Here is a 20254-nt window from a genome sequence, read left to right as displayed (position 1 = left end):
AGCGCGGTTACGAACGTCCGCCGCGCTTCAGGGAAGCCAGTCCGGCATCCGGGCCGGGACGCGCCCCGTCAAGGCCGCGGCGACGCAATCGGCAAGGCTGCCGAAGCGCACTGCGCGCCCGGAAAGACCGGGACCGTAATGGGCGTATTTGCCGGAGTTGGTCATGACCGCCCGGGTACGCGTCGGGAACACGGGCTCGGAGATTGAGCACCAACAGAGGTCCGGCAGCACCTGTACGCCGCTCTCCTGAAGCCGCGCGAGAATTCCCTCGCGGCGCGCCGCCGCAATGACCTCATGGCCGGCCGTGACGATCACCGCCACGTCCGGATGCCGCTTGCGGCCGTCGAGCGCCTCGGCCAGCGCCCGGCACTCGGCAAGGGACGCGTGCGGGCTGCCGATCGCCACGAGTTCGATTTCATCCGGACCCTCGTTCAGGGCGGACCACGCGGCCGTCATTTCATCGCGGGTGATGGTCGCATGATCCGCGTCCTCAGCCGCAGCACCGCCGGCCTCCGGCGTCACGCCCTCCACATGCAGCATCGGCGCGGCCGAGGTGGTGCCGAAGGCGGCACAAAGCGCCTTCAAGTCGTCGCGCGAAGGCTCCGCCGGAGCAAGCCCGCGGATGAGCGGAATGCGATCTGGCGCCGCCCGCCCGGCGAGATAGCCGATCAGCGGCCAGAAAGCGTCGTCGGCGCCCGCGGGCAGTTCGACGTCTATGATCCGCCGTGCCTTGCGGTGTTCGTCGAGATAGACGCCGGAGAGCGGCGCCCGTCCGGTAAGCGCGATGCAAAGGTCGAGGAAATCCGGGTGCTTCGCCGTCCGCGCACCGAGCACGCTGTTGGCGAAGATTACGGCATTGGACTCCGCCCAGGCGACGGCTTCGCCCGTCCCAGGCGCGCTGTCGAGCAGATAGGGCGAACAGGTGAAGGTCGGACGGCAGCCCATGCGGACATAGGCGTCGGCGAGCCGCGCCGCAGGGTCGCCGAAGGACGGCGGCACGCCTTGCCTCTGCCAGTTGGCATGGTCCACGGAGATGGCGTTCATCGTCGCCGGGATCCGCACCTTCGCGCCCATCTCCGCCATCTTCTCGGCAAAGGTCAGGTTCGCGGGGCTGGCATAGATGCAGCCGTCGATATGCCCCTGCGTCACATCCACGAGGCCCTGTGCCCCCTGCTGCGCCGCCATGGCCGTAATGATGCGCATGGCCTGCGCAACCGCGACGCCTTCCTCTCCGTCGAGCATGGCACGGTCGCCATCGGTCAGGTCGAGCGCGGCCGTCGCCGGCGGAACGACGGGGATCGTCAGCCCCTCGGCTTCAATCGTCCTGTCACCGATCCGCGCCGTCTTCGCACGAGCGAGCGCCGCAAAGGCTTCCGGCGCAAGACGCAGCACCGGCAGCGGGCTGGCGAACATCTCGGAAGCGATCAGCGCGCCGAGGGTCAGAACATCTTCCGGTTCGGAAAATATGAGTGCAGCCGGGCCCCGACCGGTCAGCACGAGGTCGAGCAGCACACCCGAGCCCGTACAGGAGCCGCGGCTCGACGGCATCATCAGGATGCAGCCGGTGAGCGGGACGCCATGCAGCGGGTGGTGCACGTCGATCACGCAGCCCGTCGCGGGATCGACCCCGCCCCAGAAACTCAGCGCCTCCCCGGTCGCGATGACCGGGCCTTCGGCCCACCCCTGAAGGATGCTGCGGGCGGGTTCGAGGCCGCTCATTTTACGACGAAGCCGTGGGCGAAGGGATCGCGGTCATCGATGAAGATGGTGTTGATGCCGGTCATCCGCGCCCAGCCGGCGATCGACGGGATGATCGCATCGCGGTCGGCGACCTTCGCGGCCGCTTCGACGCGACCCTTGAAAAGCGACCCGATGATCGACTCGTGGACGAATTCGTCGCCGACATTCAGCTTGCCCTTGGCGGCAAGCTGCGCGATCCGGGCCGACGTGCCGGTGCCGCAGGGCGAGCGGTCGATGGCCTTCTCGCCGTAGAACACCGCGTTGCGGGCATGGGCCTCCGGCTGCGTCGGCCTGCCCGTCCACTGGATGTGGCTCAAGCCCCGGATCTCCGGGTGTTCGGGATGGACGAACTCATATTTGGCATTCAGTGCGGCCCTGAGCTTGGGGCTCCAGCCGACCAGTTCTCCCGCCGTATGGTCGGCCATGTCGCGGAAGTTCTTCTGCGGCTCGACGATGGCGTAGAAATTGCCGCCATAGGCGACGTCGACCACGATCTCGCCCAGCCCCTCGACCTCCGCCGTGAGGCCTTCCGCATAAAGGAAGCTCGGCACGTTGGTAAGGCGCACCTCCTCGACGAAGCGGCCCTCCTGGCGGTAGGTGATGTCGACCTTGCCCGCGGGGGCATCAATCGACAGCTTTCCGGGCTCGCGCGGGGTGATCAGGCCGTTCTCGATGCCCATGGTGATGGTGCCGATGGTGCCGTGACCGCACATCGGCAGACAGCCGGAGGTCTCGATGAAGAGCACCGCCACGTCGCAGTCGGGCCGGGTCGGCGGGTAGAGGATCGAACCCGACATCATGTCGTGGCCGCGCGGCTCGAACATGAGGCCCGTTCGGATCCAGTCGAACTCCCTCAGGAAATGCGCGCGCTTTTCCAGCATGTTCGCGCCTTCGAGACGCGGGCCCCCGCCCGAAACGAGGCGGACGGGATTTCCGCAGGTGTGGCCGTCGATGCAGGAGAAGGTGTGGGTGGCCATGGTCGAAACCTCTGTCAGAATCTTTGCGGCGAAAAGGGTGCAATGTCGATGGCCGGAGTCCGGCCCGTCAAGAGATCGGCGACGATCCTGGCCGTCCCCGCCGATTGGGTGAGCCCGAGATGGCCGTGACCGAAGGCGAAGATCACCCGCGGCGTCGCGCGGGCGCGGCCGATGGCCGGCAGGCTGTCGGGCAGCGACGGCCGGAAGCCCATCCACCGCACCCCGCCTTCCGGTTTCAAGCCGGGCAGGAAGGCCTGCGCCTTCTTCAGCATCGCTTCCGAGCGGCGGAAGTTCGGCGGCAGATCGAGCCCGCCGAGTTCGACCGCGCCGCCGACCCGGATACCGGTCGACAGCCGTGTCACGACGAAGCCATGGCCGCCGAAGGTGATCTGCGTGCGCAGATCGAACGCGTCGGCGGGAAGCGTCGTATTGTAGCCGCGCTCGGTTTCGAGCGGAATGCTTTCGCCGAGCGTGCGCGCAACCCGGTGCGAGAAAGCGCCTGCCGAGAGAACCACCTGTGCCGCCCGCCGGGCCCTGCCGTCGGCGCTCAGGACTTCAACCGCCCCGTCGACGGGCTTCAGCGCAATGACCTCCGCGCGCTCGATCACCCCGCCGATCGTGCGGAAATGGTCGGCAAGGGCAAGCGTATAGAGCTTCGGATCGGCGATCGAGTACCAGCCGGGCGTGAAGGTGGCGTGGGTGAAGCGCGCCGCCAGGCCCGGCTGGATCTCGGCAATGCCTGCGGCATCGAGATGGCGGAACTCGATCCCGTGATCCGCGCGCGCCTTCCAGCCGGCAAGCGACGCCTTGAATTCCGCCTCTCCCTCATAGACCTGGAGGTTGCCTTCCTTGCGCAGCATGGGCGCCGTGCCGGTTGCTCCGAGGAACGGCTCGAGCTCCGCTTTCGACAGGTCCATCAGCGCGGTCTGGGCCGCGGTCGAATGCGCCACGCGGGCCGGCTGACAAGCGCGCCAGAAGCGGAACATCCATGGCGCGATCTTCAGCGCATAGGCGGGCGGCACGGTAAGCGGTCCGAGCGGATCCAGGAGCCATTTCGGCGCCTTTTTCAGGATGCCGGGCGAGGCAAGCGGAAGGATATCGGTGAAGGCGAATGCCCCGGCATTGCCGGCGGAAGCGCCGGCCGCCGGCCCCTCGCGGTCCAGAACGGTGACAGACAGGCCGCTGGCCACGGCGGCAATCGCAGCCGATAGGCCGACGACCCCCGCGCCGATCACGATGACGTCCGGTTCGGCCATTTATCGTACGCTCGCCAGGAACTTCTGCGTCTCGGGGTTCTGCGGCGAGGCGAAAATCTGATCGGGCGAACCGATCTCCGCCATGATCCCCTGATGGAAGAATGCCACGCGATCCGACACGTCGCGGGCAAAGGTCATTTCGTGGGTAACGCAGATCATCGTCATTCCCTCTTCCGCCAGCATCTTCAGCGTGTCGAGCACCTCGCCGACCAGCATCGGATCGAGCGCCGAAGTCACCTCGTCGAACAGCATATATTCCGGCGACATGGCAAGCGCCCGGGCGATCGCCATGCGCTGCTGCTGGCCGCCCGACATACGGTTCGGATAGACCTTGAGCTTCTCGCCGAGACCGACGTGGGTCAACTGCTTCACCGCAATCTCCTCGGCCTTGTCCTTCGAGAGGCCGAGCACCTTGCGCGGGGCGAGCATGACGTTTTCCAGCACGGTCAGATGCGGGAAGGCATTCCATTGCTGGAACACGATCCCCACCTTGCGGCGCAGCCTGTTGAGATCGGTGCCCTTGGCATGGACATCGGTCCCGTCGATCACGATCCGGCCGGAGTCGATCGGCTCGAGCCCGTTGATGCAGGTGAGCAGCGTCGACTTGCCGGAGCCGGAGCCGCCGATGATGGTGACCACCTCGCCCTTTTCGACGGTCAGGTCGATGCCCTTGAGAACCTCCAGAGAGCTGAAGGATTTGCGGACGTTTTCGATCTCAATCATTGGGGGACCACCGTTTTTCGAGATACCCGCCAAGCCGGGCGACGGGGAAGCTGAGGAGGAAGTAGATGGCGCCGCAGATCAGCAGAATGAAGAGCGGCTCCTGCAGACGCGTGACCAGTATCTGCGAGGCACGCAAGAGCTCGACCAGGCCGAGCCAGAGCACCAGTGCGGAGTCCTTCATCACGCCGAGCGTCAGGCCTATCCACGACGGAAGCGAGACCCGGGTGGCAAGCGGCGCCACGATGTAGCGCATGTCCTGCCACCAGGTCATGCCGAGGGAGCGCGCCGCACGACGGGTCGTCACCGGTACCGACGAAATTCCGCCGCGCACGATCTCCGCGCAGAACGCCGCCGTGTAGAGCGAAAGCACCACACCGGAGGTGGTGAAGGCGCCCCATCCGAGCTTGGCGATCGACTGGAAGGCGTTGCCGAGCACGAGCTGGATCAGGAGCGGTACCGAGCGGAACACGTCGAGCAGCAAGGTGAGCGGTGCCGACCAATAGGGTCCGATCTGGAACCGGATCACTCCGAAGAGGATGCCGAGAACGGTGCCGGCGGTGACGGCGACGGCGGTGACCGCCAGCGTCATTCCGGCGCCTTGCGCAAGAAAGGCGAGATCGTTCCAGGTGAGGGCAGTATCAAACATCTCTCACCCCTCTCAGTAGCGGAACATGCGCCAGGCGAAGGCCCGGGCTGCAAGCGTGACCGCCTTGGCAATCAGGTAGTAGATCACCGCAGCGAGCGCGAAGAATTCGAATGTGCGGAAGGAGCGGGCATTCAGCTCCTGCGTGATGCCGGCCAGGTCGGTGTTCATGCCGACGGTGACGCCCAGCGACGTCATCAGGATGGCCCAGACCATCTGGTTGGTCGCGGGCAGGAAGGCCACGCGCAGCATCTGCGGCAGAACGATCAGCCGGAACGCCTGCAGCGAGGTCATGCCGAGCGACCGGCCCGCCCGGGCCTGCGTATCCGGAATGGCCTTGAGCGCGCCGCGGAAGTTCTCGGCAAGATAGCCCGCATTGTTGAAGGCGATCCCGACCAGAAGCGCCGTATAGGGGCTCAGGTGGATCCCGAAATTGCCGAGGCCGAAATGGGCCATGTAGATCTGGAACAGCGCCGGCGTGTTTCGCGCGACCTCGACCCAGGTCGTGGCGATGCCGCCAAGGATACGGCTGCCGGACAGACGGAACACGGTGAGCGCGATCGCGCAGGCGACGCCGATGACCATCGACAGCACCGCGACCTGCAGCGTGACCACCGCGCCATCCAGCATCTGCGGCAGCGCCCTCAGCGCCTGATTCCAGTGGAAGGTGTAGTTGAACATTCCCGTCTCACCCCTCGGAATGCAGCGACGGCGCGGGTTGCCCCGCACCGTCAGACGATCCTCGGATCAGCGGTAAACGCCGTTCACCGACAGGGACGGAGCCTCGCCTCCGACCCACTTCTCGTAGAGTTCGGCATAGCGGCCGGTGCGGACCTGCTGATTGACGAACAGGTTGAGGTAGTTGAGGAAGCCGTATTCCTCGCGGTTGGTGAAGAGGGCCACGTAGTCGATGTCGAAGGGCGCCTTGTCGACCACGGAGATGCCGGGGAACTTGCCGCCCTTGACGTTGGACTGCGCGACCGTCGAGGTAGAGACGGTGGCGTCGAGCTGGCCCTGGCTCAGCGCCAGGAACACGTCGGCCTGCGTCTGGTAGGGGCGGAACTCGCCCTCGCCCCAGGCCTTGACCTGGTTTTCGAGTGCGATTGCCTCATAGGTGCCGGCGGTGGCGCCGACCACCTTGCCCTTCATGTCTTCGAAGGACTTGATGCCGGACTTCTCGTTGGCGGTTACCGCCATTTCGAAGGCAAAGTAGGGCACCGTCATCCCGACGGTCTTGGCGCGCTCGAGCGTATCGGAGGTGGAGGCGACACCCACATCGACACGGCCGGACATCAGCGCCGGGATGCGCTCGGGAAACGGCGTCTCCACGATCTCGGCGGTGACGCCGAGCGCCTTGGCCAGATCGTTGCAGTAATCCACGTCGAAGCCGATCGGTTCGTTGTTCTCGTCGCGCGAGCCCATCGGCGGGAAGTCGAGCACCACGGCGCAGCGCAGCGTTCCCGAAGCGATGATGTCGTCCAGCTTGTCGGCATGGGCGGGGCTCGTCAGAGCGGTGGCGGCAACGAGGCCGAAGGCGAGGACCGAGGTCTTCATTCTTGTTCTCTCCCTTGAGTTGGCCGATCGGTGTGACGGCGCGCGCACTATTCCGCGTCGGAGAGCACAAATCAATTTAAAAATACAATTAGTATACAAAAAGTATATAACAGGACGCCTTTTCGCAATGAAAAGGGGCTTTCCCTTGTGGAAAAGCCCCTTTCATTGCGCGGTCGACGGGCTGGATCAGCCGAGGAAGTCCTCGGGCAGCAGGTCTTCCGGCATGTTCTGGTAAGCCACGGGACGCAGGAAACGTCGAATCGACATGGTCCCGACGCTGGTTGCGCCGAAATTGGTCGAGGCCGGATAGGGGCCGCCATGCACCATCGAATCGACGACTTCAACCCCGGTCGGGAAGCCGTTGACCAGCACCCGGCCCGCCTTGCGCTCGAGCACCGGACGCAGACGGCGCGCCGTCTCCAGGTCGCCCGCATCCATATGGATGGTTGCGGTCAGCTGGCCCTGGAAGCCGCGCGCGAGCTCTTCCATTTCGGCCGCCGATCCCACCCGAACCACGAGACCAAGCGGGCCGAATACCTCTTCGCCGAGCGCATGGTCGGCCAGGAATTGCGCGCCCGTCGTTTCGAAGAGATTGGGCGATGCGTCACGGCCGGATGATTCGGTCGCAAGCAGCGGTTTCACGGCGTTGCGCGTCGCAAAGCGCGCCTGACCGTCGCGATAGGCCTTGGCGATACCGTCCGTCAGCATGGTTTGCGGTGCCACCTTGGCAAGCGCCTCGACGGCGGCGGTGGTGAAGCGGTCGGCATCCGCACCTTCGGTGACGACGGCGATGCCGGGATTGGTGCAGAACTGCCCGGCGCCCATGGTGAGCGAACCGGCCCATCCCTGCCCCAGCGTTTCCGCCCGTGCCTTCAACGCTTCCGGCAGCAGGAACATCGGGTTGACCGAGCCGAGCTCGCCGAAGAACGGGATCGGTTCGGGGCGTGCTGCGCAAAGATCGAACAGGGCACGTCCGCCGGCAAGCGAACCGGTGAAGCCGACGGCTTTGATGTTGGGATGCTGCACCAGCGCATGACCAACGTCGCGGCTACCGCCCTGGATCAGCGAGAATACGCCGGGATGAACACCCGTCTTGCGGATCGCTGCGTCGACGGCCTCGGCGACGATCTCGCCGGTGCCGGGATGCGCCGAATGGCCCTTTACCACTACGGGGCAGCCCGCCGCGAGCGCCGCGGCCGTATCGCCGCCGGCGGTCGAAAAGGCGAGCGGGAAATTCGAGGCGCCGAAGACGGCGACCGGACCGACGGGGCGCTGGACCAGTCGTATCTCCTGACGGGGCGCCGGCTGACGATCGGGCAGCGCCGCATCGACGCGCCGGTCGAGATAATCACCCTTTTCGATATGATCGGCAAAGAGCCTGAGTTGGCCGGTCGTGCGGCCGCGTTCGCCGTTGAGCCGCGCCTCGGGCAGGCCGGTTTCCTGGCTGCCGATCTCGGTAATCGCCTCCGCCCGGGCCTCGATCTCGTCGGCGATGGCGCGCAGGAAGGCGGCGCGCTCCTTGCGCGAGGAATAGCCATAGGTCCAGAAGGCTTCCTCGGCCGCCTCGCAGGCCCGGTTCACCAGCTCTACGGTGCCGACGGCAAAATCATGCGCCGGGCCATGCGCCGGAGCCGAGGCGAAGGTGCCTGCCCCATCGAGCCATTCGCCCGCGACGAGGTGTTTTCCTTTGGGGGTGAAAATCATCTGACTTTCCTTTCTCTGGATCACAATGACCCTGGTCGATTCGGCACAAGATCATAAAACGCGTCGATTCCCGCAACGAAACGGGATTGCCGGCGGAAATTCGCATACACTCTCCTCGCCCGTTGCGGAACCGTTACCTTCCGGCGAACAGACGAATTGCACTTGCCGGGGGTTTGTATACTCTATGTATGCAGAACATCAACCGCCTGCCCCTGAATCAGGCCTAGCATGAGAGAGACGACATGAGCGAGACAACCACCCTGACGACCACCGCGCTTCAGGAGCGCGTCGAGGCGATCTTCCGCAAGGGCGGCCTTAACGTGGTCCAGGCGGGCGCTCTCGCCCGGGTGATCGTCGCCGGCGAACGCGATGCCTGCAAGTCGCACGGCATCTACCGGATCGAGGGCGCGCTGCGCACGGTCAAGGCCGACAAGGTCAAGCCGGATGCCGAACCGGAAATCGTCGCGCAGGAAGCCTCGGCGATCGTCAAGGTGAATGCCAGGGGCGGTTTCGCCAATCCCGCCTTCGAACTCGGTCTGCCGGTGCTTGCCGAGCGTGCCCGCAAGCACGGCATCGCCGCACTCGCCATCAACGACTGCACGCATTTTTCGGCGCTGTGGCCGGAAGCGGAGGCGCTCACGGGAGAAGGGCTTGCCGGGCTCGTCATGTGCCCGAGCTATGCCACGGTCGCGCCGACCGGCGGCAACAAGCCGTTGCTCGGCACCAACCCCTTCGCCTTCGGCTGGCCGCGCGCGGGCAAGCCGCCCTACGTCTTCGACTTCGCGACATCGGTCGCGGCCCGGGGCGAGATCGAGTTGCACCGCAGGGCGGGTAAAGCGCTGCCCGAAGGCTGGGCCATCGATGCGCAAGGCAATCCGACGACCGACCCGGAGGCTGCGCTCGCGGGCGCCATGCTGCCCTTCGGCGGACACAAGGGCTCGGCCATCGGCACGATGATCGAACTGCTGGCGGGCATCATGATCGGCGACCTGACCAGCCCCGAAGTGCTCGACTATCTCGGCACCACGACGCTCGCACCCTTCCATGGCGAACTCATCGTCGCCTTCTCCCCGGAGGCTTTCGCCGCCGGCCGTCCAGGCGACCCCTTCGCCCGGGCCGAGCTGCTGTTCGAAGCGATCGTCGGCCAGGGCGCCCGCCTGCCTTCGCAGCGCCGCTTTGCCGCCCGAGCGAAGTCTGAGGCCGAGGGCATCACGCTGAGCGCGGCCGAGATCGAGCAGCTCGACCGGCTGCTTGCGCTCGGACTCGACGCCGTGGCGTGATCCCCGGCGGGCACTCTTCCACCCTCCTGTGGCAAGCATAGGAGGGATTCGGGCACAGGAGGAATGCGGGCACCGGAGGGATTTCGGGGAATTCAGACATGACGTGGCTGGAACGGGTACGCCGATGGGCAAGGGGCATCAAGCGAGACGTCGTCGTCCTGTGGCTCGCGGCGCGTGACCGCCGCGTGCCCTGGTACGCGAAGCTGGCGGCAGGCGCAGTCGCGGCCTATGCATTGTCGCCGATCGACCTGATACCCGATTTCATCCCGGTCCTCGGCTATCTCGACGACCTGATCATCGTTCCCCTCGGCATCATCGTCGTGCTGAAGCTCATCCCGGTCGATGTCCTTGCGGATCTGCGCGCCGCAGCAATGAAACACACCGGGCAGCCGGTGAGCCGGGCCGGGCTGGTGGCAGTCGTTTCAACATGGGTTCTGCTGGCAGTTCTGCTCTTTTGGGCGGCGCTCGGCCCCCCCTGCCGCCGTGCGGTAAAAGAAAGAGGCCCTCCCGATGGAGAGCCTCCTCCGTCTCCGACCCGATCAGGCCTTGTACTTTTCGACGGCGCCCGGGAGCTTGCTCCACTCGGCATACCAGGTGTTGAAGAGCTTGAACTGCGCCTCGACATAGCCGCGCTGACTTTCAGTCAACGCGTCGGTCTCGTTGAAGTGGAGCGTGTATTCCTTGTCTCCCTTCAGCACCATCATGTGCTTGAAATAGAGGACGAGGTCCGGCCCTTCATCGAAGGAGGAAAGCACGGCAAGCGCCTGCTCCAGTTCCTGTGCACGCTGGCGTGCATCGACATCGCCGGCAGCAGCGGCCTGGGACAGGTTGCAGAGGTGGATCACTTCCTTCGGCAGCACGTTGCCGATACCGGTGATGGCACCGGTCGCGCCGCAGTTCACGAAGCCGTGGAAGACGGCCGTATCGACGCCGATCATCAGCGAGACGCCGTCGTCACGGCTGGTGATGTGCTCGGCCGCGTAGCGCATATCGGCATTGCCGCCGAATTCCTTGAAGCCGACGAGGTTCGGATGCTCCGCGCGCAGCGCGAAGAAGAGGTCGGCGCGAGTGGCGAACCCGTAATAGGGGCTGTTGTAGATCACGGACGGCAGGTCCGGGGCGGCAGCCAGGATCGCCTTGAAATGCGCCTTCTGCGCCACGATCGAGGGACCGCGCGACAGCACCCGCGGGATTACCATCAGGCCCTGCGCTCCCACCTTCTGGGCATGCGCCGCATGCGCGACGGCGGAGGCGGTGTTGACGGCACCGGTGCCGACGATCACGGGGACGCCCGCCTTGACCAGGCGCTCCACGCCTTCCATGCGCTGCGCATCGGTCAGAAGCGGCCAGTCGCCCATCGAACCGCAATAGACGACCGCCGACATGCCGTCGGCAATCAACGCCTTGCCCTTGCGGACGAGGGCATCGAAGTCGGGCGAGCGGTCTTCCCTGCAAGGGGTCATCAGGGCGGGGATCACGCCCGAAAAAATCTTGGCCTTCATTTCAAACTCCTATTGGCCTGACGGATGGCAGAGACAGGACGCCATCGCGGCGATTGCCTGTGCTTCGATATGAAAATACCATTTGTATTTTATTTGTCGACAGAAATCGTGCTCGGCTCACAGGGCAATTTCAAGTCGGTCGTTGCGGGCGAAAAGCTTTTGAATTTGCTGGACGATCTGCTCGGCATGTGTGCGGGCCAGCCGATCGGCCGCCTCGACATCACGTGCGGCGATAACGGCGATCATGTCCTCGTGCTCGTCGACGAAGCGCTGCGGCAGCCGGTCGTCATAGGACTGATAATAGAGCCGGAGGATCCGCCGGCCTTCGTCGAGAAGCCGGTTGAACAGGCCGATGAAATAGGGATTGCGGCCTGCCTCGGCGATGGCCGAATGGAAGGCGGCATTGGTGGCGATCATCGCCAGCGCATCCTGCGCCTGGACCGCTGCGGCGAATTCCGCCTGACGGGCGCGGATCACCTCGAGATCCTCCGGGCGGTGATGTTCGGCCGCCAGGCGCGTCGTGACGCGATACATCAGCACCAGCGCGTCGAAGAAAGTGTGCAGGTTCAGGAAATCGATATTCGACACCATCGTCGATCTGTTGGGCAGCGTAGCGATCAGCCCCTCTCCCGCCAGCCGCACCAGCGCTTCGCGGATCGGCGTGCGCGACATCTTGAACCGTTCGGCAAGCTGCACCTCGTCGATCGGACAGCCCGGCGGCAGAACCAGATCGAGGATTTCGTCCCGCAAGAGGTCATAGACCATCTTCACGCCGGAACCGCGCTTGCGTTCGGGAGCTGAATTGGTTTCCGTATCCTTGTTGGTCATGCGGTCTCCTTCTTGTCGACAAAAGAAATACTTCTCCGCGACGATTGGATCAACGGGCTTGCCCGCAGGTTTCGCGGATTTCAGGCCGTTTTACCGATAATCTTTCAGGTCTCCGGCAGGGTAAAGACGGCGCAGGGCGCCGCGATGCCGCGCAGCGCGTGTTCGCCCAGCGGCACCAGCGGGGTTCGCGTCTCGGCGGCAAGTGCGCCGGAAATCAGCACGGATCGCCCGAGCGGCCGGCACAGGCCCTCCAGCCGGCTCACCAGATTGACGGCCGGACCGATGGCGGTGAAGTCCAGCCGGTCGATCGATCCGACATTGCCCCACAGTATCTCGCCAAGATGCAGCGCCGCGCCGAAGCGCAACGGCGGCAGTTCCTGCTCGTGGCGCAGAGCCTCGAGATGCGCCATGCCCGCGCGGGCGGCAACGACCGCGCGCAGGGCCCGGTCGCAGGCTTCCGCCGGAAAAGCGTTGACCGGGAAGATCGCCAGCACCCCGTCGCCGATGAACTTGAGCACCTCGCCGCCGAAGGCGTGTATCGCTCCGGCAAGCCGGTCGAACCAGTCGTTGAGCGCCGCGATCACGCGGGCCGGCTCATGTTCCTCGGAAAGGCCGGTGAAGTTGCGCAAGTCGGCATAAAGCAGCGCCGCACGGATGCTCTCTCCCGTGCCGCGGCTCAGCGCCCCGGCCTGCACACGGGCAGCACTGCGGCGGCCCAGATAGGCCTCGAGCAGCGCCGCGCGCGTCGCCCGCTCCGCCAGGACGGCCAAGGGCGCCGCCGCGAAGCGGGCGGCCTGGCGCAACCGCGCGACCTCGGCCGGATCGAACTGCCTCGTCCCGGCCCAGCCCAGCACCACCTTCTCTTCCGTCTGGCCGACCACGTCCTCCTGCACCGGACCGAACCCCGCCAGCCAGTCGCGACCGGCGTGGTCGACCGGCCCTTCGGCAAAGCCGAGCGCCTCGATGACCGAGCCGTCCTCCGCCCGCCAAAGCCAGGTGCGCCGCGCGATGATCGGATGCGGCACCGCCAGCGTCAGGGCACCCCCGGCCAGCGGAAGGCCGTCTGCGCGGAGCCGGGTTCCGAGCTCTGCCAGGAAGGGATCGGGGCCGGACGAGGTACCGGCCTCATCCAGAAGCCATGCGAGGGGTGCGGGCAGGTCCATGCGTTGATCATAGAGCAGTTGCAGGAAATGTGTGAACCGATCTGACCTCGCGGCACCGATCCGAAAATCGCCCCGGCTCCGCAGGCAGTGGCGCGGGCGCTCCCCTCGGGATATGATCGTTCCCGTCCGGATCCGGCGCGCGGCCTTCTTTCTCGCCGGCGCTCGACGGCAACCGAAGGGGAGTGCGATGCAAGAAGCTCTTGTCGTCCGCCGCGAAACGCATGTCTCGGCACCGCCAGCGGCAGTGTTCGCCCTACTCACCGACCCGGAGAAGATCCTGCGCTGGATGGGAACGGAGGCTGATGTCGAGCCGAAGCCCGAGGGGCTTTATCTCGTCAATGTTACCGGGGCCCGCTTCGCCCGCGGCTCCTTCCGCGAGGTGGTGCCGGTGCACCGCCTGGCTTACAGCTTCGGCTGGGACGACAGCGATGTCGTGCCGCCGGGCTCGAGCCTGGTCGAGATCGACCTGATCGAGCAGCCGGATGGAACGCTGGTGCGACTGACCCATTCGGGCCTGCCCAATGCCGAGCAATGTGCCGGTCATGCCGAAGGTTGGGCCCACTATCTCGATCGGCTTTCGGAAGTTGCCGCGGGACGCGACCCGGGGCCTGACCCGTGGCACGGCCGTACCGGGTGAGCCTCGGCCCCGGCCGCTGACCTGGGAGCTTCCGCCTCGTCCTTCTCGCGCGGAACTTTGCGGTGCCTGACGTGTTTGCCGTAGCCGCCGGCAACAAGGCGGCCCACAAGGTGTCGCGAGTGTTCGAATGGGATCGAGAAGGAACAGTACCGAGGAAAGATCGTCCGCCGCTCGAACCATGCCGAGGCTCGAGCGCAACATAAACGCCATTCTGAAGCGGCGCGAGGAAGACGAACGCGGGCGGAGGGCGCACGACAGGGTCGCCCAGGCGATCACGAACTTCGCAGGCTCCATGACTTTCGTCGGCTTGCACGTCCTGGCGTTCGGCGCCTGGATCGCTCTAAACCTCGGTCTGGTCCCCGGCATACCGGTGTTCGACCCGACCTTCGCCGTTCTCGCCATGGTTGCTTCGGTGGAGGCGATCTTCATTTCCACTTTCGTTCTGATCAGCCAGAACCGAATGGCCGAGAAGGACGACGAGCGCTCCGACCTCAATCTGCAGATTTCGCTCCTTGCCGAGCAGGAGGCGACGCAACTGCTCGCGCTTCTTCGTGAGATAGCCGGCCGGCTGGGCGTGAAGGTGGACGGTGAAGAGGACATCCGTGAACTCACCGAGGAGATCACGCCGGAAGAGGTCCTCAATCGGCTCGAGGACCAGAAGGTCCGGTCGGGCGATTAGAACCACGCCCATTTGCCGCAGGAACAATCGGCCGGGCCCGTCATTTGACGACTGATAACAAAAGGAGTCCAAGATGGAGGAGTCACAAGCCATTTCCCGTCCGCAACGCGCTTCCGACTATTCCGGTCGCCGGATGGACTGCATCGCCGCTCTGCGGCCGGCCGTTTCGGACCTGGCGGCGACATCCCAGGAAAGCATCGTGGCGGCGATGGGCGGGGAGTTGACCGACGATCTGCTGGCGCTCGCCCATCGGGCCGAGGCGGCCGGTTGGACGTTCGAGGAGGCATCGGCGGCGATCGAGGAGCTTGCGCGCGAATATGAGGGCGCGAAAGGAACCATCTTCGATTGAAACCGGTTGAACCCGGCGATCTGCTTCCACGATCAGGAGATAGAGGCCGTTGGCGAAACTCGGCGTTTTAACCTTCCACCGCTGCATCAATTATGGATCGTTCTGGCAGGCGCGATCTCTTGTCCACGGCCTTCGTTCGCTCGGCACCGACCCCATTGTCCTCGACCATCATTCCGCCCGCGTCACCCGGGCCGAGTGGCGCTGCGCGATGCAGCCGCTTCTGCCGGAGAGGACCCCGCGCGCCGACATTCCGCTCTACGCTTCCAAGATCAGAAAATTTCAGAGCGCCCTGGCTTCGGTGCCGATGAGTGCCCCCTTCGCACTGGACGACCCGGCCGGCGCCGAAGAATGCGACATCGTCGTCGTGGGCAGCGACGAGGTTTGGAACTTGCGGCACCCCTGGTACGGCGGTTGCTCGCTTTTCTACGGGGAGGGTCTCTCCGCCAAGAGAACCGTTTCCTACGCGGCGACGTTCGGAAACCACCCCGCGGCCGATGGCCTCGAACCATACTGGGCTGAAAGGCTGCGCAAATTCGATGGAATTTCCGTCCGCGACGACAATTCGAGGGCGATCATCGAAAAAGATGTGGGACGCGAGGCGACGCTCGTTCTCGACCCGTGCCTGCAGTTCCCCGAGACGATTTCCTTCGGCCCGAACGCTCTGGCTTCACGCCCCTACATAGCCGTCTACGGACATTCGTTCCCGTCGTGGTTTCAGCACACGATCCGCCATTGGGCGACGACGCGCTCGCTGCCTCTCGTCAGCATAGGCTATCGCAACGAATGGGCGGACGAGCAGTGGCTCGATGCCGGGCCCTACGAGTTCGCCGCCTGCATGGAGGGTGCCGAGGCCGTCGCGACGAATTTCTTTCACGGCTGCATCTTCTCCCTCCTCAACGCCAAGCCATTCGTCACGGTCCTTTCCGACTATCGTTCCAACAAGATCGCCGATCTCGCGCGCACCGCCGGCGCGGAACGGCACGTGGTATCGCAGGAGACGCCGCAAGCCGACTACGAAACACTTCTCGCGCAATCCCCGAGCCGGGCTATCGCGAGAAGGCTCGCCGAACTCCGCCGGCAATCACGGACCTATCTGACAGATGTCCTCGCCTGAGCGACCCGCACCCGCCTTGGCCAGCGCCTCGCTCTCGCCGGGGCAGATGGCGAAATCCGGGCTCTGCATCGGTTGCGGCACGTGCATGGCGCAATCGGGCGGCAGCGCCGCGATGCGTCTCGACCGCTATGGCCAGCTCAAACCGGCCGCTACACATCGCCCCGACGGGTTCGCCGAGCTGTGCCCCTTTTCGCCCCACGCCCGAAGCGAAGACCAGATCGCCGAGGCACGCTTCGGATCGGCGCGATTTTACGACCCGCGGATCGGCCGCTTCGAGGCAGCCTATGTCGGCCATGTCAGCGAGGGCAGCTTTCGAGCGGATGGCAGCTCCGGCGGCATGGCCAGTTGGACCGCCGCGGAGCTTCTCAAGAGGAACCTGGTCGACGCGGTTGCGCATGTGGTTCCCTGTTCGGGCGCCGGCGAACGTCTGTTCCGGTATCAGGTCTCGCGGTCCGCGGATGACCTGCGCAAGGGCGCCAAGTCGCGCTATTATCCGGTGGAGCTCTCCGGCGTCATCGCCGAAATGAAGCGGCATCCCGGCCGCTACGCAGTCGTCGGGATACCCTGTTTCATCAAGGCGATCCATCTCCTCTGCCTCAACGACCCGGTGCTTGAGGAGCGCCTTGCCTTCACCCTCGGCCTGTTCTGCGGACACATGAAGAGCACCCGCTTCGTGGAAAGTTTCGCCTGGCAGATGGCCACGGAAATGAACGCCGTAGCGGGCGTGGACTACCGCCTGAAGGATTCCGCAAGACCGGCAAACTGGTACACGGCCCATCTGCGGCTCAGGGACGGAAGCACGAGAAGCAAGGATTGGTGGCATCTGGTCGACGGCGACTGGGGAGCCGGGTTCTTCCAGAATTCCGCCTGCAATTTCTGCGATGACGTGGTTGCAGAAACGGCCGACATCTCCTTCGGCGACGCCTGGGTCGAACCCTATTCGTCCGACGGCCGCGGAACGAATGTGGTCGTCGTTCGCTCGCCCCTGCTGCAGACGCTCGTGGCCGAGGCGATCGACGCGGGAAGGCTCGACCTGAGCGCGGTCGACAGTGCCTTCGTCGTGGAGACGCAGGCTGCCGGTTTCAGGCAAAGACGGGAGGGGCTGGCCTTCCGGCTGGCCTGGCCGCGTTCCGGCATTCGACCGAGGAAACGCGTTGCGCCGAAGTGGAGGGGCTTGCCTGCACGGCGGATGCTGATTTACTGGCTGCGCAGCGCGATCAGCGCAAACAGCCACCGTGTCTTCTGGCTTGCCAGAACCCTGAACATGCCGGCCGCCTATCTCCGCTGGGCGGCGGCGATGCTCGCTCTCTACCAGGGCGTGACCTATTCACGCGGCTGGATCGGCAAGCTCGCCGATGCCATCGCGACGCCTTGGCGCAAGGGCTCGAAGGACGACGGGGCGGGCGCATAGCGCGCCGTCATTTCGGCACAGAATTCGGCAAACTCCTCCGGTACGAGGGGCGCGCTCGTGTGGTGCGGAGCAAGCCCCCGGTGCTCGGGCGTGAAGCAGTAGGTGACGGTGACGTCGAAATCCTCGAGCGCCTCCATCTGGCGATCGAACCAGTCGAGCGCATTCGGCCGGAAGCGGTCGGCCCAGGAGAGGCCGGTGCGCAGATATGTGACGCCTAGGCGCTTCATCCACGCGACGGCATCGTCGAGGCGCGGGTCCTCGAAATGGAACCATTGTACGAGCCCGATCTCCGGCGTGTGGCGGGCAAACTCCTCGAACGCCAGTTTCGGCGTTCCGTCCTCGCGCAGAAGACCCATGTAGAAATGCCGGTAGTAGGACGAACCCTCGGCCTCCCGATGCCGCGTCGTCGCCGGCCAGGCCCGCGGCAGGTCGTAAAGGCTGTACCATTGAATCCGATCCGCCCGGCCCTTCAGGAGTTCGGCGGTTCGCTTCAGTCCCCAAAGCTGCACTTCCTCGGCGCCGAAGGTGGAGACGCCGACCTCGCTTACCCAGACCGGCAGTTCGGTGACGCTCTTCAGTTCATCGAGCTTCTGCGGCCATTCATGGATCTGCCAAAGGTTCCAGTCGAGCGGGAAACCATGCGCCGCGACGGCGTCGACATGGTCGAGCACGCCCTCCGATTTCATCAGAGCGAGGAAGTTCGGATCGATCGGCGAAATTCCGCCGAGCACGCGTGTGAGCCCGGGATTGACCTCCCGGATCGCAGCCGCGGCCAGCTTCGCCATATGGGCAAAGCGGCTCCAGTCCGGATCGATCTCCGGATCCCAATGCGACTTGTTGTTCGGCTCGTTCCAGATCATGGCGGCTTCGATCATGAGTACCTCCGAATTGCCGGAAACGCCGGCCGGCCCCCCGCACTTGCGGCACCGGCGGGCGCAGCCGGCCGGCTACGACACGTTTTCGTTCAATGTCAGGACTTTCGCGCCCCAATCGCCCATCACCAGCACCGAGACGGAGGCAGGCGCGATTTCGAAGCGCGGCCAGGCGTCGGCGGAAAGGCCTAGGACATGACAGACCAGGGTTTTGATGACGTCCGCGTGGCTGACCAGAGCGATCTTCTCCTGGCCGTGGCGCTGCGCAAGTGCCGCCACAAGTCCCACCGCCCGGCATTGCACGTCCAGCATCGTCTCCCCGCCGGGGGCACGCACGAGGCTTCGCATCGCGTTCCATCGCCGCCAGAGCGGGTCCGTATCGAGGACGTCGAAAGTCTTGCCCGACCAGTCGCCGAAATCCACCTCGTCGAGCGCTTCCGTGGTCACGACTTCCGCAACTTCCGACGCCGCGGCGATCGCCGCGGCCGTTTCCTGCGTGCGTTTGCGCGGGCTCGCATAGATCGAGCCTATGCCTTCGCCGCCCAGACGCGCCGCGAGCCGCTGGGCCTGCTCGCGGCCCGCGGTGCCGAGCGGCACGTCGCCGGTCCGCCCGGCAAGAAAGCAGCCGACCCTGTCATGGGCGGCATGCCGTACCAGAAGGAAAGTGGTCGTCACTCGGCCGCCCCCAGGAGTGCGTCGGTATCGCCGGCGATGAATTCCTCGAGGCGTCTGCGCGCTTCGGCATCGGTGAACTGCTGCGGCGGCGACTTCATGAAGTAGCTCGAAGGGGCAATCAGCGGACCGGCGATGCCGCGGTCGATTGCGAGTTTGGCGCAGCGAACCGCATCGATGACGACTCCTGCGGAATTCGGCGAGTCCCAGACTTCGAGCTTCAGTTCCACGTTGAGGGGAACGTTGCCGAATGTCGTGCCCTCGACGCGAATATAGGCGAACTTGCGGTCGGCAAGCCAAGGGACGTGATCGCTCGGGCCCACGTGGATGTCGCCGGCCGCGAGCGGAATATCCATCTGGCTGACGACCGATTGGGTCTTGGAAATCTTCTTCGATTCGAGCCGTTCCCGCTCGAGCATGTTGAGAAAGTCGGTATTGCCGCCGAAATTGAGCTGGTAGGTCCGATCTATGCGCACCCCCCGGTCGCGAAAGAGGTTGGCAAGCAACCGGTGCACGATGGTCGCGCCGACCTGGCTCTTTATGTCGTCGCCGATGAGCGGCAGGCCGCGCTCGGCGAACTTGCGCTGCCACGACTTGTCCGAGGCGATGAAAACGGGAATGCAGTTGACGAAACCGCAGCCGGCGGCAAGCGCCTGCTCCGCATACCACCGCGTGGCGACTTCGGAACCGACCGGAAGATAGGAGACGAGCACGTCCGTCTCGGTCCGCCGCAGGACCTCCGCGACGTCGGCGGCGGGCGCATCGGATTCCTCGATCTCCTCGCGCAGATAGCGGCCGATGCCGTCGAGCGTTCTGCCGCGCTCGACGAGCACGCCGGTGGCGGGAACCTCCGCAAAGCGGAACGTGTTGTTGGGAGCGGCGTAGATGGCCTCCGCGACATCGCGCCCGACCTTCGAAGCGGCGACGTCGAAAGCCGCTGAGAGCTCGATATCACCGACGTGGTATCCGCCGAGACTGGTATGCATCAGCCCCGGAACCGGCTCGTCCTCCTTCGCGTCGCGATAGAATGTCAGCCCTTGGACGAGGGAGGACGCGCAATTGCCGACACCGACCAGCCCGACCCGAATGGAGTTCGATCGCATCTCACCACTACTCCTGCGCAGTATCTACAATGCTTGCCAAACCCGCG

20 protein-coding genes and 1 pseudogene are annotated in these 20254 nt (G+C 65.2%); 7 read left to right on the top strand and 14 right to left on the bottom strand.

Annotated features, from left to right (window positions below):
- Nucleotides 1–27 precede the first annotated feature (27 nt).
- The 8 genes from ACFHWW_RS20655 to ACFHWW_RS20620 form a co-directional block, all read right to left on the bottom strand.
- Nucleotides 28–1719, bottom strand: a complete 1692-nt coding sequence (locus ACFHWW_RS20655) for an aconitase X (RefSeq protein ID WP_379940506.1) — start codon at nucleotides 1717–1719, stop codon at nucleotides 28–30.
- The gene (locus ACFHWW_RS20650; protein ID WP_100672503.1) at nucleotides 1716–2717 is read right to left on the bottom strand and encodes a 4-hydroxyproline epimerase; all 1002 of its coding nucleotides are present in this window, start codon (nucleotides 2715–2717) and stop codon (nucleotides 1716–1718) included. Before ACFHWW_RS20650 ends, ACFHWW_RS20655 begins: the two co-directional genes overlap by 4 nt.
- 14 nt (nucleotides 2718–2731) lie before the next feature.
- Nucleotides 2732–3973, bottom strand: coding sequence for an FAD-binding oxidoreductase (locus ACFHWW_RS20645; protein WP_100672504.1), 1242 nt, complete (start codon nucleotides 3971–3973; stop codon nucleotides 2732–2734).
- On the bottom strand, nucleotides 3974–4696 hold the full coding sequence (locus ACFHWW_RS20640; protein WP_018097994.1) for an amino acid ABC transporter ATP-binding protein: 723 nt from the start codon (nucleotides 4694–4696) through the stop codon (nucleotides 3974–3976).
- On the bottom strand, nucleotides 4689–5342 hold the full coding sequence (locus ACFHWW_RS20635) for an amino acid ABC transporter permease (RefSeq protein WP_003528591.1): 654 nt from the start codon (nucleotides 5340–5342) through the stop codon (nucleotides 4689–4691). The genes ACFHWW_RS20640 and ACFHWW_RS20635 overlap by 8 nt, the downstream gene beginning before the upstream one ends.
- Before the next feature lie 12 nt (nucleotides 5343–5354).
- Nucleotides 5355–6020 (bottom strand): amino acid ABC transporter permease, encoded by a 666-nt coding sequence (locus ACFHWW_RS20630; RefSeq protein WP_010975155.1) that lies wholly within the window; start codon nucleotides 6018–6020, stop codon nucleotides 5355–5357.
- 66 nt (nucleotides 6021–6086) lie between these two features.
- Complete coding sequence (locus ACFHWW_RS20625; RefSeq protein WP_018097996.1) at nucleotides 6087–6893, bottom strand: transporter substrate-binding domain-containing protein; 807 nt, start codon at nucleotides 6891–6893, stop codon at nucleotides 6087–6089.
- 186 nt (nucleotides 6894–7079) lie between these two features.
- Nucleotides 7080–8597 carry an aldehyde dehydrogenase (NADP(+)) gene (locus ACFHWW_RS20620; RefSeq protein ID WP_379940502.1) on the bottom strand — a complete coding sequence of 506 codons (1518 nt, stop codon included), beginning with the start codon at nucleotides 8595–8597 and terminating at the stop codon, nucleotides 7080–7082.
- Between the two features lie 242 nt (nucleotides 8598–8839).
- Here ACFHWW_RS20620 and ACFHWW_RS20615 point away from each other — a divergent pair, with 242 nt between their 5' ends.
- Together ACFHWW_RS20615 and ACFHWW_RS20610 are read left to right on the top strand one after the other, a co-directional pair.
- The gene (locus ACFHWW_RS20615; protein WP_275599694.1) at nucleotides 8840–9877 is read left to right on the top strand and encodes an Ldh family oxidoreductase; all 1038 of its coding nucleotides are present in this window, start codon (nucleotides 8840–8842) and stop codon (nucleotides 9875–9877) included.
- Between the two features lie 98 nt (nucleotides 9878–9975).
- A pseudogene (locus ACFHWW_RS20610) lies at nucleotides 9976–10350 on the top strand (YkvA family protein); the annotation flags it as partial.
- Between the two features lie 66 nt (nucleotides 10351–10416).
- On the opposite strand, the gene ACFHWW_RS20605 reads toward ACFHWW_RS20610, so the two are convergent.
- The 3 genes from ACFHWW_RS20605 to ACFHWW_RS20595 form a co-directional block, all read right to left on the bottom strand.
- Nucleotides 10417–11379 (bottom strand): dihydrodipicolinate synthase family protein, encoded by a 963-nt coding sequence (locus ACFHWW_RS20605; RefSeq protein WP_100672508.1) that lies wholly within the window; start codon nucleotides 11377–11379, stop codon nucleotides 10417–10419.
- A 117-nt stretch (nucleotides 11380–11496) separates the two neighbouring features.
- A complete protein-coding gene (locus tag ACFHWW_RS20600) occupies nucleotides 11497–12207 on the bottom strand; it encodes a GntR family transcriptional regulator (protein WP_379940499.1) in 711 nt (236 codons plus the stop codon).
- 104 nt (nucleotides 12208–12311) lie between these two features.
- Nucleotides 12312–13370 (bottom strand): adenylate/guanylate cyclase domain-containing protein, encoded by a 1059-nt coding sequence (locus tag ACFHWW_RS20595; RefSeq protein WP_379940497.1) that lies wholly within the window; start codon nucleotides 13368–13370, stop codon nucleotides 12312–12314.
- Between the two features lie 187 nt (nucleotides 13371–13557).
- On the opposite strand from ACFHWW_RS20595, the gene ACFHWW_RS20590 reads away from it, so the two are divergent.
- The 5 genes from ACFHWW_RS20590 (at nucleotide 13558) to ACFHWW_RS20570 (ending at nucleotide 17560) form a co-directional block, all read left to right on the top strand.
- Nucleotides 13558–14007, top strand: a complete 450-nt coding sequence (locus ACFHWW_RS20590; RefSeq protein WP_003528608.1) for an SRPBCC family protein — start codon at nucleotides 13558–13560, stop codon at nucleotides 14005–14007.
- Nucleotides 14008–14134: 127 nt separating this feature from the next.
- Nucleotides 14135–14686, top strand: coding sequence for a DUF1003 domain-containing protein (locus ACFHWW_RS20585; RefSeq protein WP_338284078.1), 552 nt, complete (start codon nucleotides 14135–14137; stop codon nucleotides 14684–14686).
- A 73-nt stretch (nucleotides 14687–14759) separates the two neighbouring features.
- Nucleotides 14760–15035, top strand: coding sequence for a hypothetical protein (locus tag ACFHWW_RS20580; protein ID WP_018098005.1), 276 nt, complete (start codon nucleotides 14760–14762; stop codon nucleotides 15033–15035).
- A 49-nt stretch (nucleotides 15036–15084) separates the two neighbouring features.
- Nucleotides 15085–16149, top strand: coding sequence for a polysaccharide pyruvyl transferase family protein (locus ACFHWW_RS20575; protein WP_379940494.1), 1065 nt, complete (start codon nucleotides 15085–15087; stop codon nucleotides 16147–16149).
- Nucleotides 16136–17560: a Coenzyme F420 hydrogenase/dehydrogenase, beta subunit C-terminal domain gene (locus tag ACFHWW_RS20570; protein ID WP_275599688.1), complete on the top strand. Its 1425-nt coding sequence runs from the start codon at nucleotides 16136–16138 to the stop codon at nucleotides 17558–17560. The genes ACFHWW_RS20575 and ACFHWW_RS20570 overlap by 14 nt, the downstream gene beginning before the upstream one ends.
- Here ACFHWW_RS20570 and ACFHWW_RS20565 read toward each other — a convergent pair.
- From ACFHWW_RS20565 to ACFHWW_RS20555, 3 genes are all read right to left on the bottom strand, one after another.
- Nucleotides 17473–18435, bottom strand: a complete 963-nt coding sequence (locus ACFHWW_RS20565; protein ID WP_275599687.1) for a beta-xylosidase — start codon at nucleotides 18433–18435, stop codon at nucleotides 17473–17475. The two genes, ACFHWW_RS20570 and ACFHWW_RS20565, sit on opposite strands and share 88 nt — an antisense overlap.
- Nucleotides 18436–18507: 72 nt before the next feature.
- Nucleotides 18508–19107 carry a histidine phosphatase family protein gene (locus tag ACFHWW_RS20560; RefSeq protein WP_379940492.1) on the bottom strand — a complete coding sequence of 200 codons (600 nt, stop codon included), beginning with the start codon at nucleotides 19105–19107 and terminating at the stop codon, nucleotides 18508–18510.
- Entirely contained in the window at nucleotides 19104–20207 is a 1104-nt protein-coding gene (locus tag ACFHWW_RS20555) for an inositol-3-phosphate synthase (protein WP_275599685.1), read from the bottom strand. Before ACFHWW_RS20555 ends, ACFHWW_RS20560 begins: the two co-directional genes overlap by 4 nt.
- Nucleotides 20208–20254 lie beyond the last annotated feature (47 nt).

Source organism: Sinorhizobium sp. P24N7 (assembly GCF_042436655.1).
In the GTDB taxonomy this organism is placed as follows: Bacteria; Pseudomonadota; Alphaproteobacteria; order Rhizobiales; family Rhizobiaceae; genus Sinorhizobium; species Sinorhizobium meliloti_A.
This window is presented reverse-complemented; position numbering and strand designations above follow the sequence as displayed.

Excerpts from the sequence above, each read along its gene's own strand:
- ACFHWW_RS20595 (WP_379940497.1), bottom strand. The coding sequence starts at position 13,370 with ATGGACCTGCCCGCACCCCTCGCATGGCTTCTGGATGAGGCCGGTACC.
- ACFHWW_RS20605 (WP_100672508.1), bottom strand. The coding sequence starts at position 11,379 with ATGAAGGCCAAGATTTTTTCGGGCGTGATCCCCGCCCTGATGACCCCT.
- ACFHWW_RS20640 (WP_018097994.1), bottom strand. The coding sequence starts at position 4,696 with ATGATTGAGATCGAAAACGTCCGCAAATCCTTCAGCTCTCTGGAGGTT.
- ACFHWW_RS20625 (WP_018097996.1), bottom strand. The coding sequence starts at position 6,893 with ATGAAGACCTCGGTCCTCGCCTTCGGCCTCGTTGCCGCCACCGCTCTG.
- ACFHWW_RS20585 (WP_338284078.1), top strand. The coding sequence starts at position 14,135 with ATGGGATCGAGAAGGAACAGTACCGAGGAAAGATCGTCCGCCGCTCGA.
- ACFHWW_RS20630 (WP_010975155.1), bottom strand. The coding sequence starts at position 6,020 with ATGTTCAACTACACCTTCCACTGGAATCAGGCGCTGAGGGCGCTGCCG.
- ACFHWW_RS20555 (WP_275599685.1), bottom strand. The coding sequence starts at position 20,207 with ATGCGATCGAACTCCATTCGGGTCGGGCTGGTCGGTGTCGGCAATTGC.
- ACFHWW_RS20620 (WP_379940502.1), bottom strand. The coding sequence starts at position 8,597 with ATGATTTTCACCCCCAAAGGAAAACACCTCGTCGCGGGCGAATGGCTC.
- ACFHWW_RS20645 (WP_100672504.1), bottom strand. The coding sequence starts at position 3,973 with ATGGCCGAACCGGACGTCATCGTGATCGGCGCGGGGGTCGTCGGCCTA.
- ACFHWW_RS20655 (WP_379940506.1), bottom strand. The coding sequence starts at position 1,719 with ATGAGCGGCCTCGAACCCGCCCGCAGCATCCTTCAGGGGTGGGCCGAA.
- ACFHWW_RS20570 (WP_275599688.1), top strand. The coding sequence starts at position 16,136 with ATGTCCTCGCCTGAGCGACCCGCACCCGCCTTGGCCAGCGCCTCGCTC.
- ACFHWW_RS20615 (WP_275599694.1), top strand. The coding sequence starts at position 8,840 with ATGAGCGAGACAACCACCCTGACGACCACCGCGCTTCAGGAGCGCGTC.
- ACFHWW_RS20635 (WP_003528591.1), bottom strand. The coding sequence starts at position 5,342 with ATGTTTGATACTGCCCTCACCTGGAACGATCTCGCCTTTCTTGCGCAA.
- ACFHWW_RS20600 (WP_379940499.1), bottom strand. The coding sequence starts at position 12,207 with ATGACCAACAAGGATACGGAAACCAATTCAGCTCCCGAACGCAAGCGC.
- ACFHWW_RS20590 (WP_003528608.1), top strand. The coding sequence starts at position 13,558 with ATGCAAGAAGCTCTTGTCGTCCGCCGCGAAACGCATGTCTCGGCACCG.
- ACFHWW_RS20565 (WP_275599687.1), bottom strand. The coding sequence starts at position 18,435 with ATGATCGAAGCCGCCATGATCTGGAACGAGCCGAACAACAAGTCGCAT.
- ACFHWW_RS20580 (WP_018098005.1), top strand. The coding sequence starts at position 14,760 with ATGGAGGAGTCACAAGCCATTTCCCGTCCGCAACGCGCTTCCGACTAT.
- ACFHWW_RS20650 (WP_100672503.1), bottom strand. The coding sequence starts at position 2,717 with ATGGCCACCCACACCTTCTCCTGCATCGACGGCCACACCTGCGGAAAT.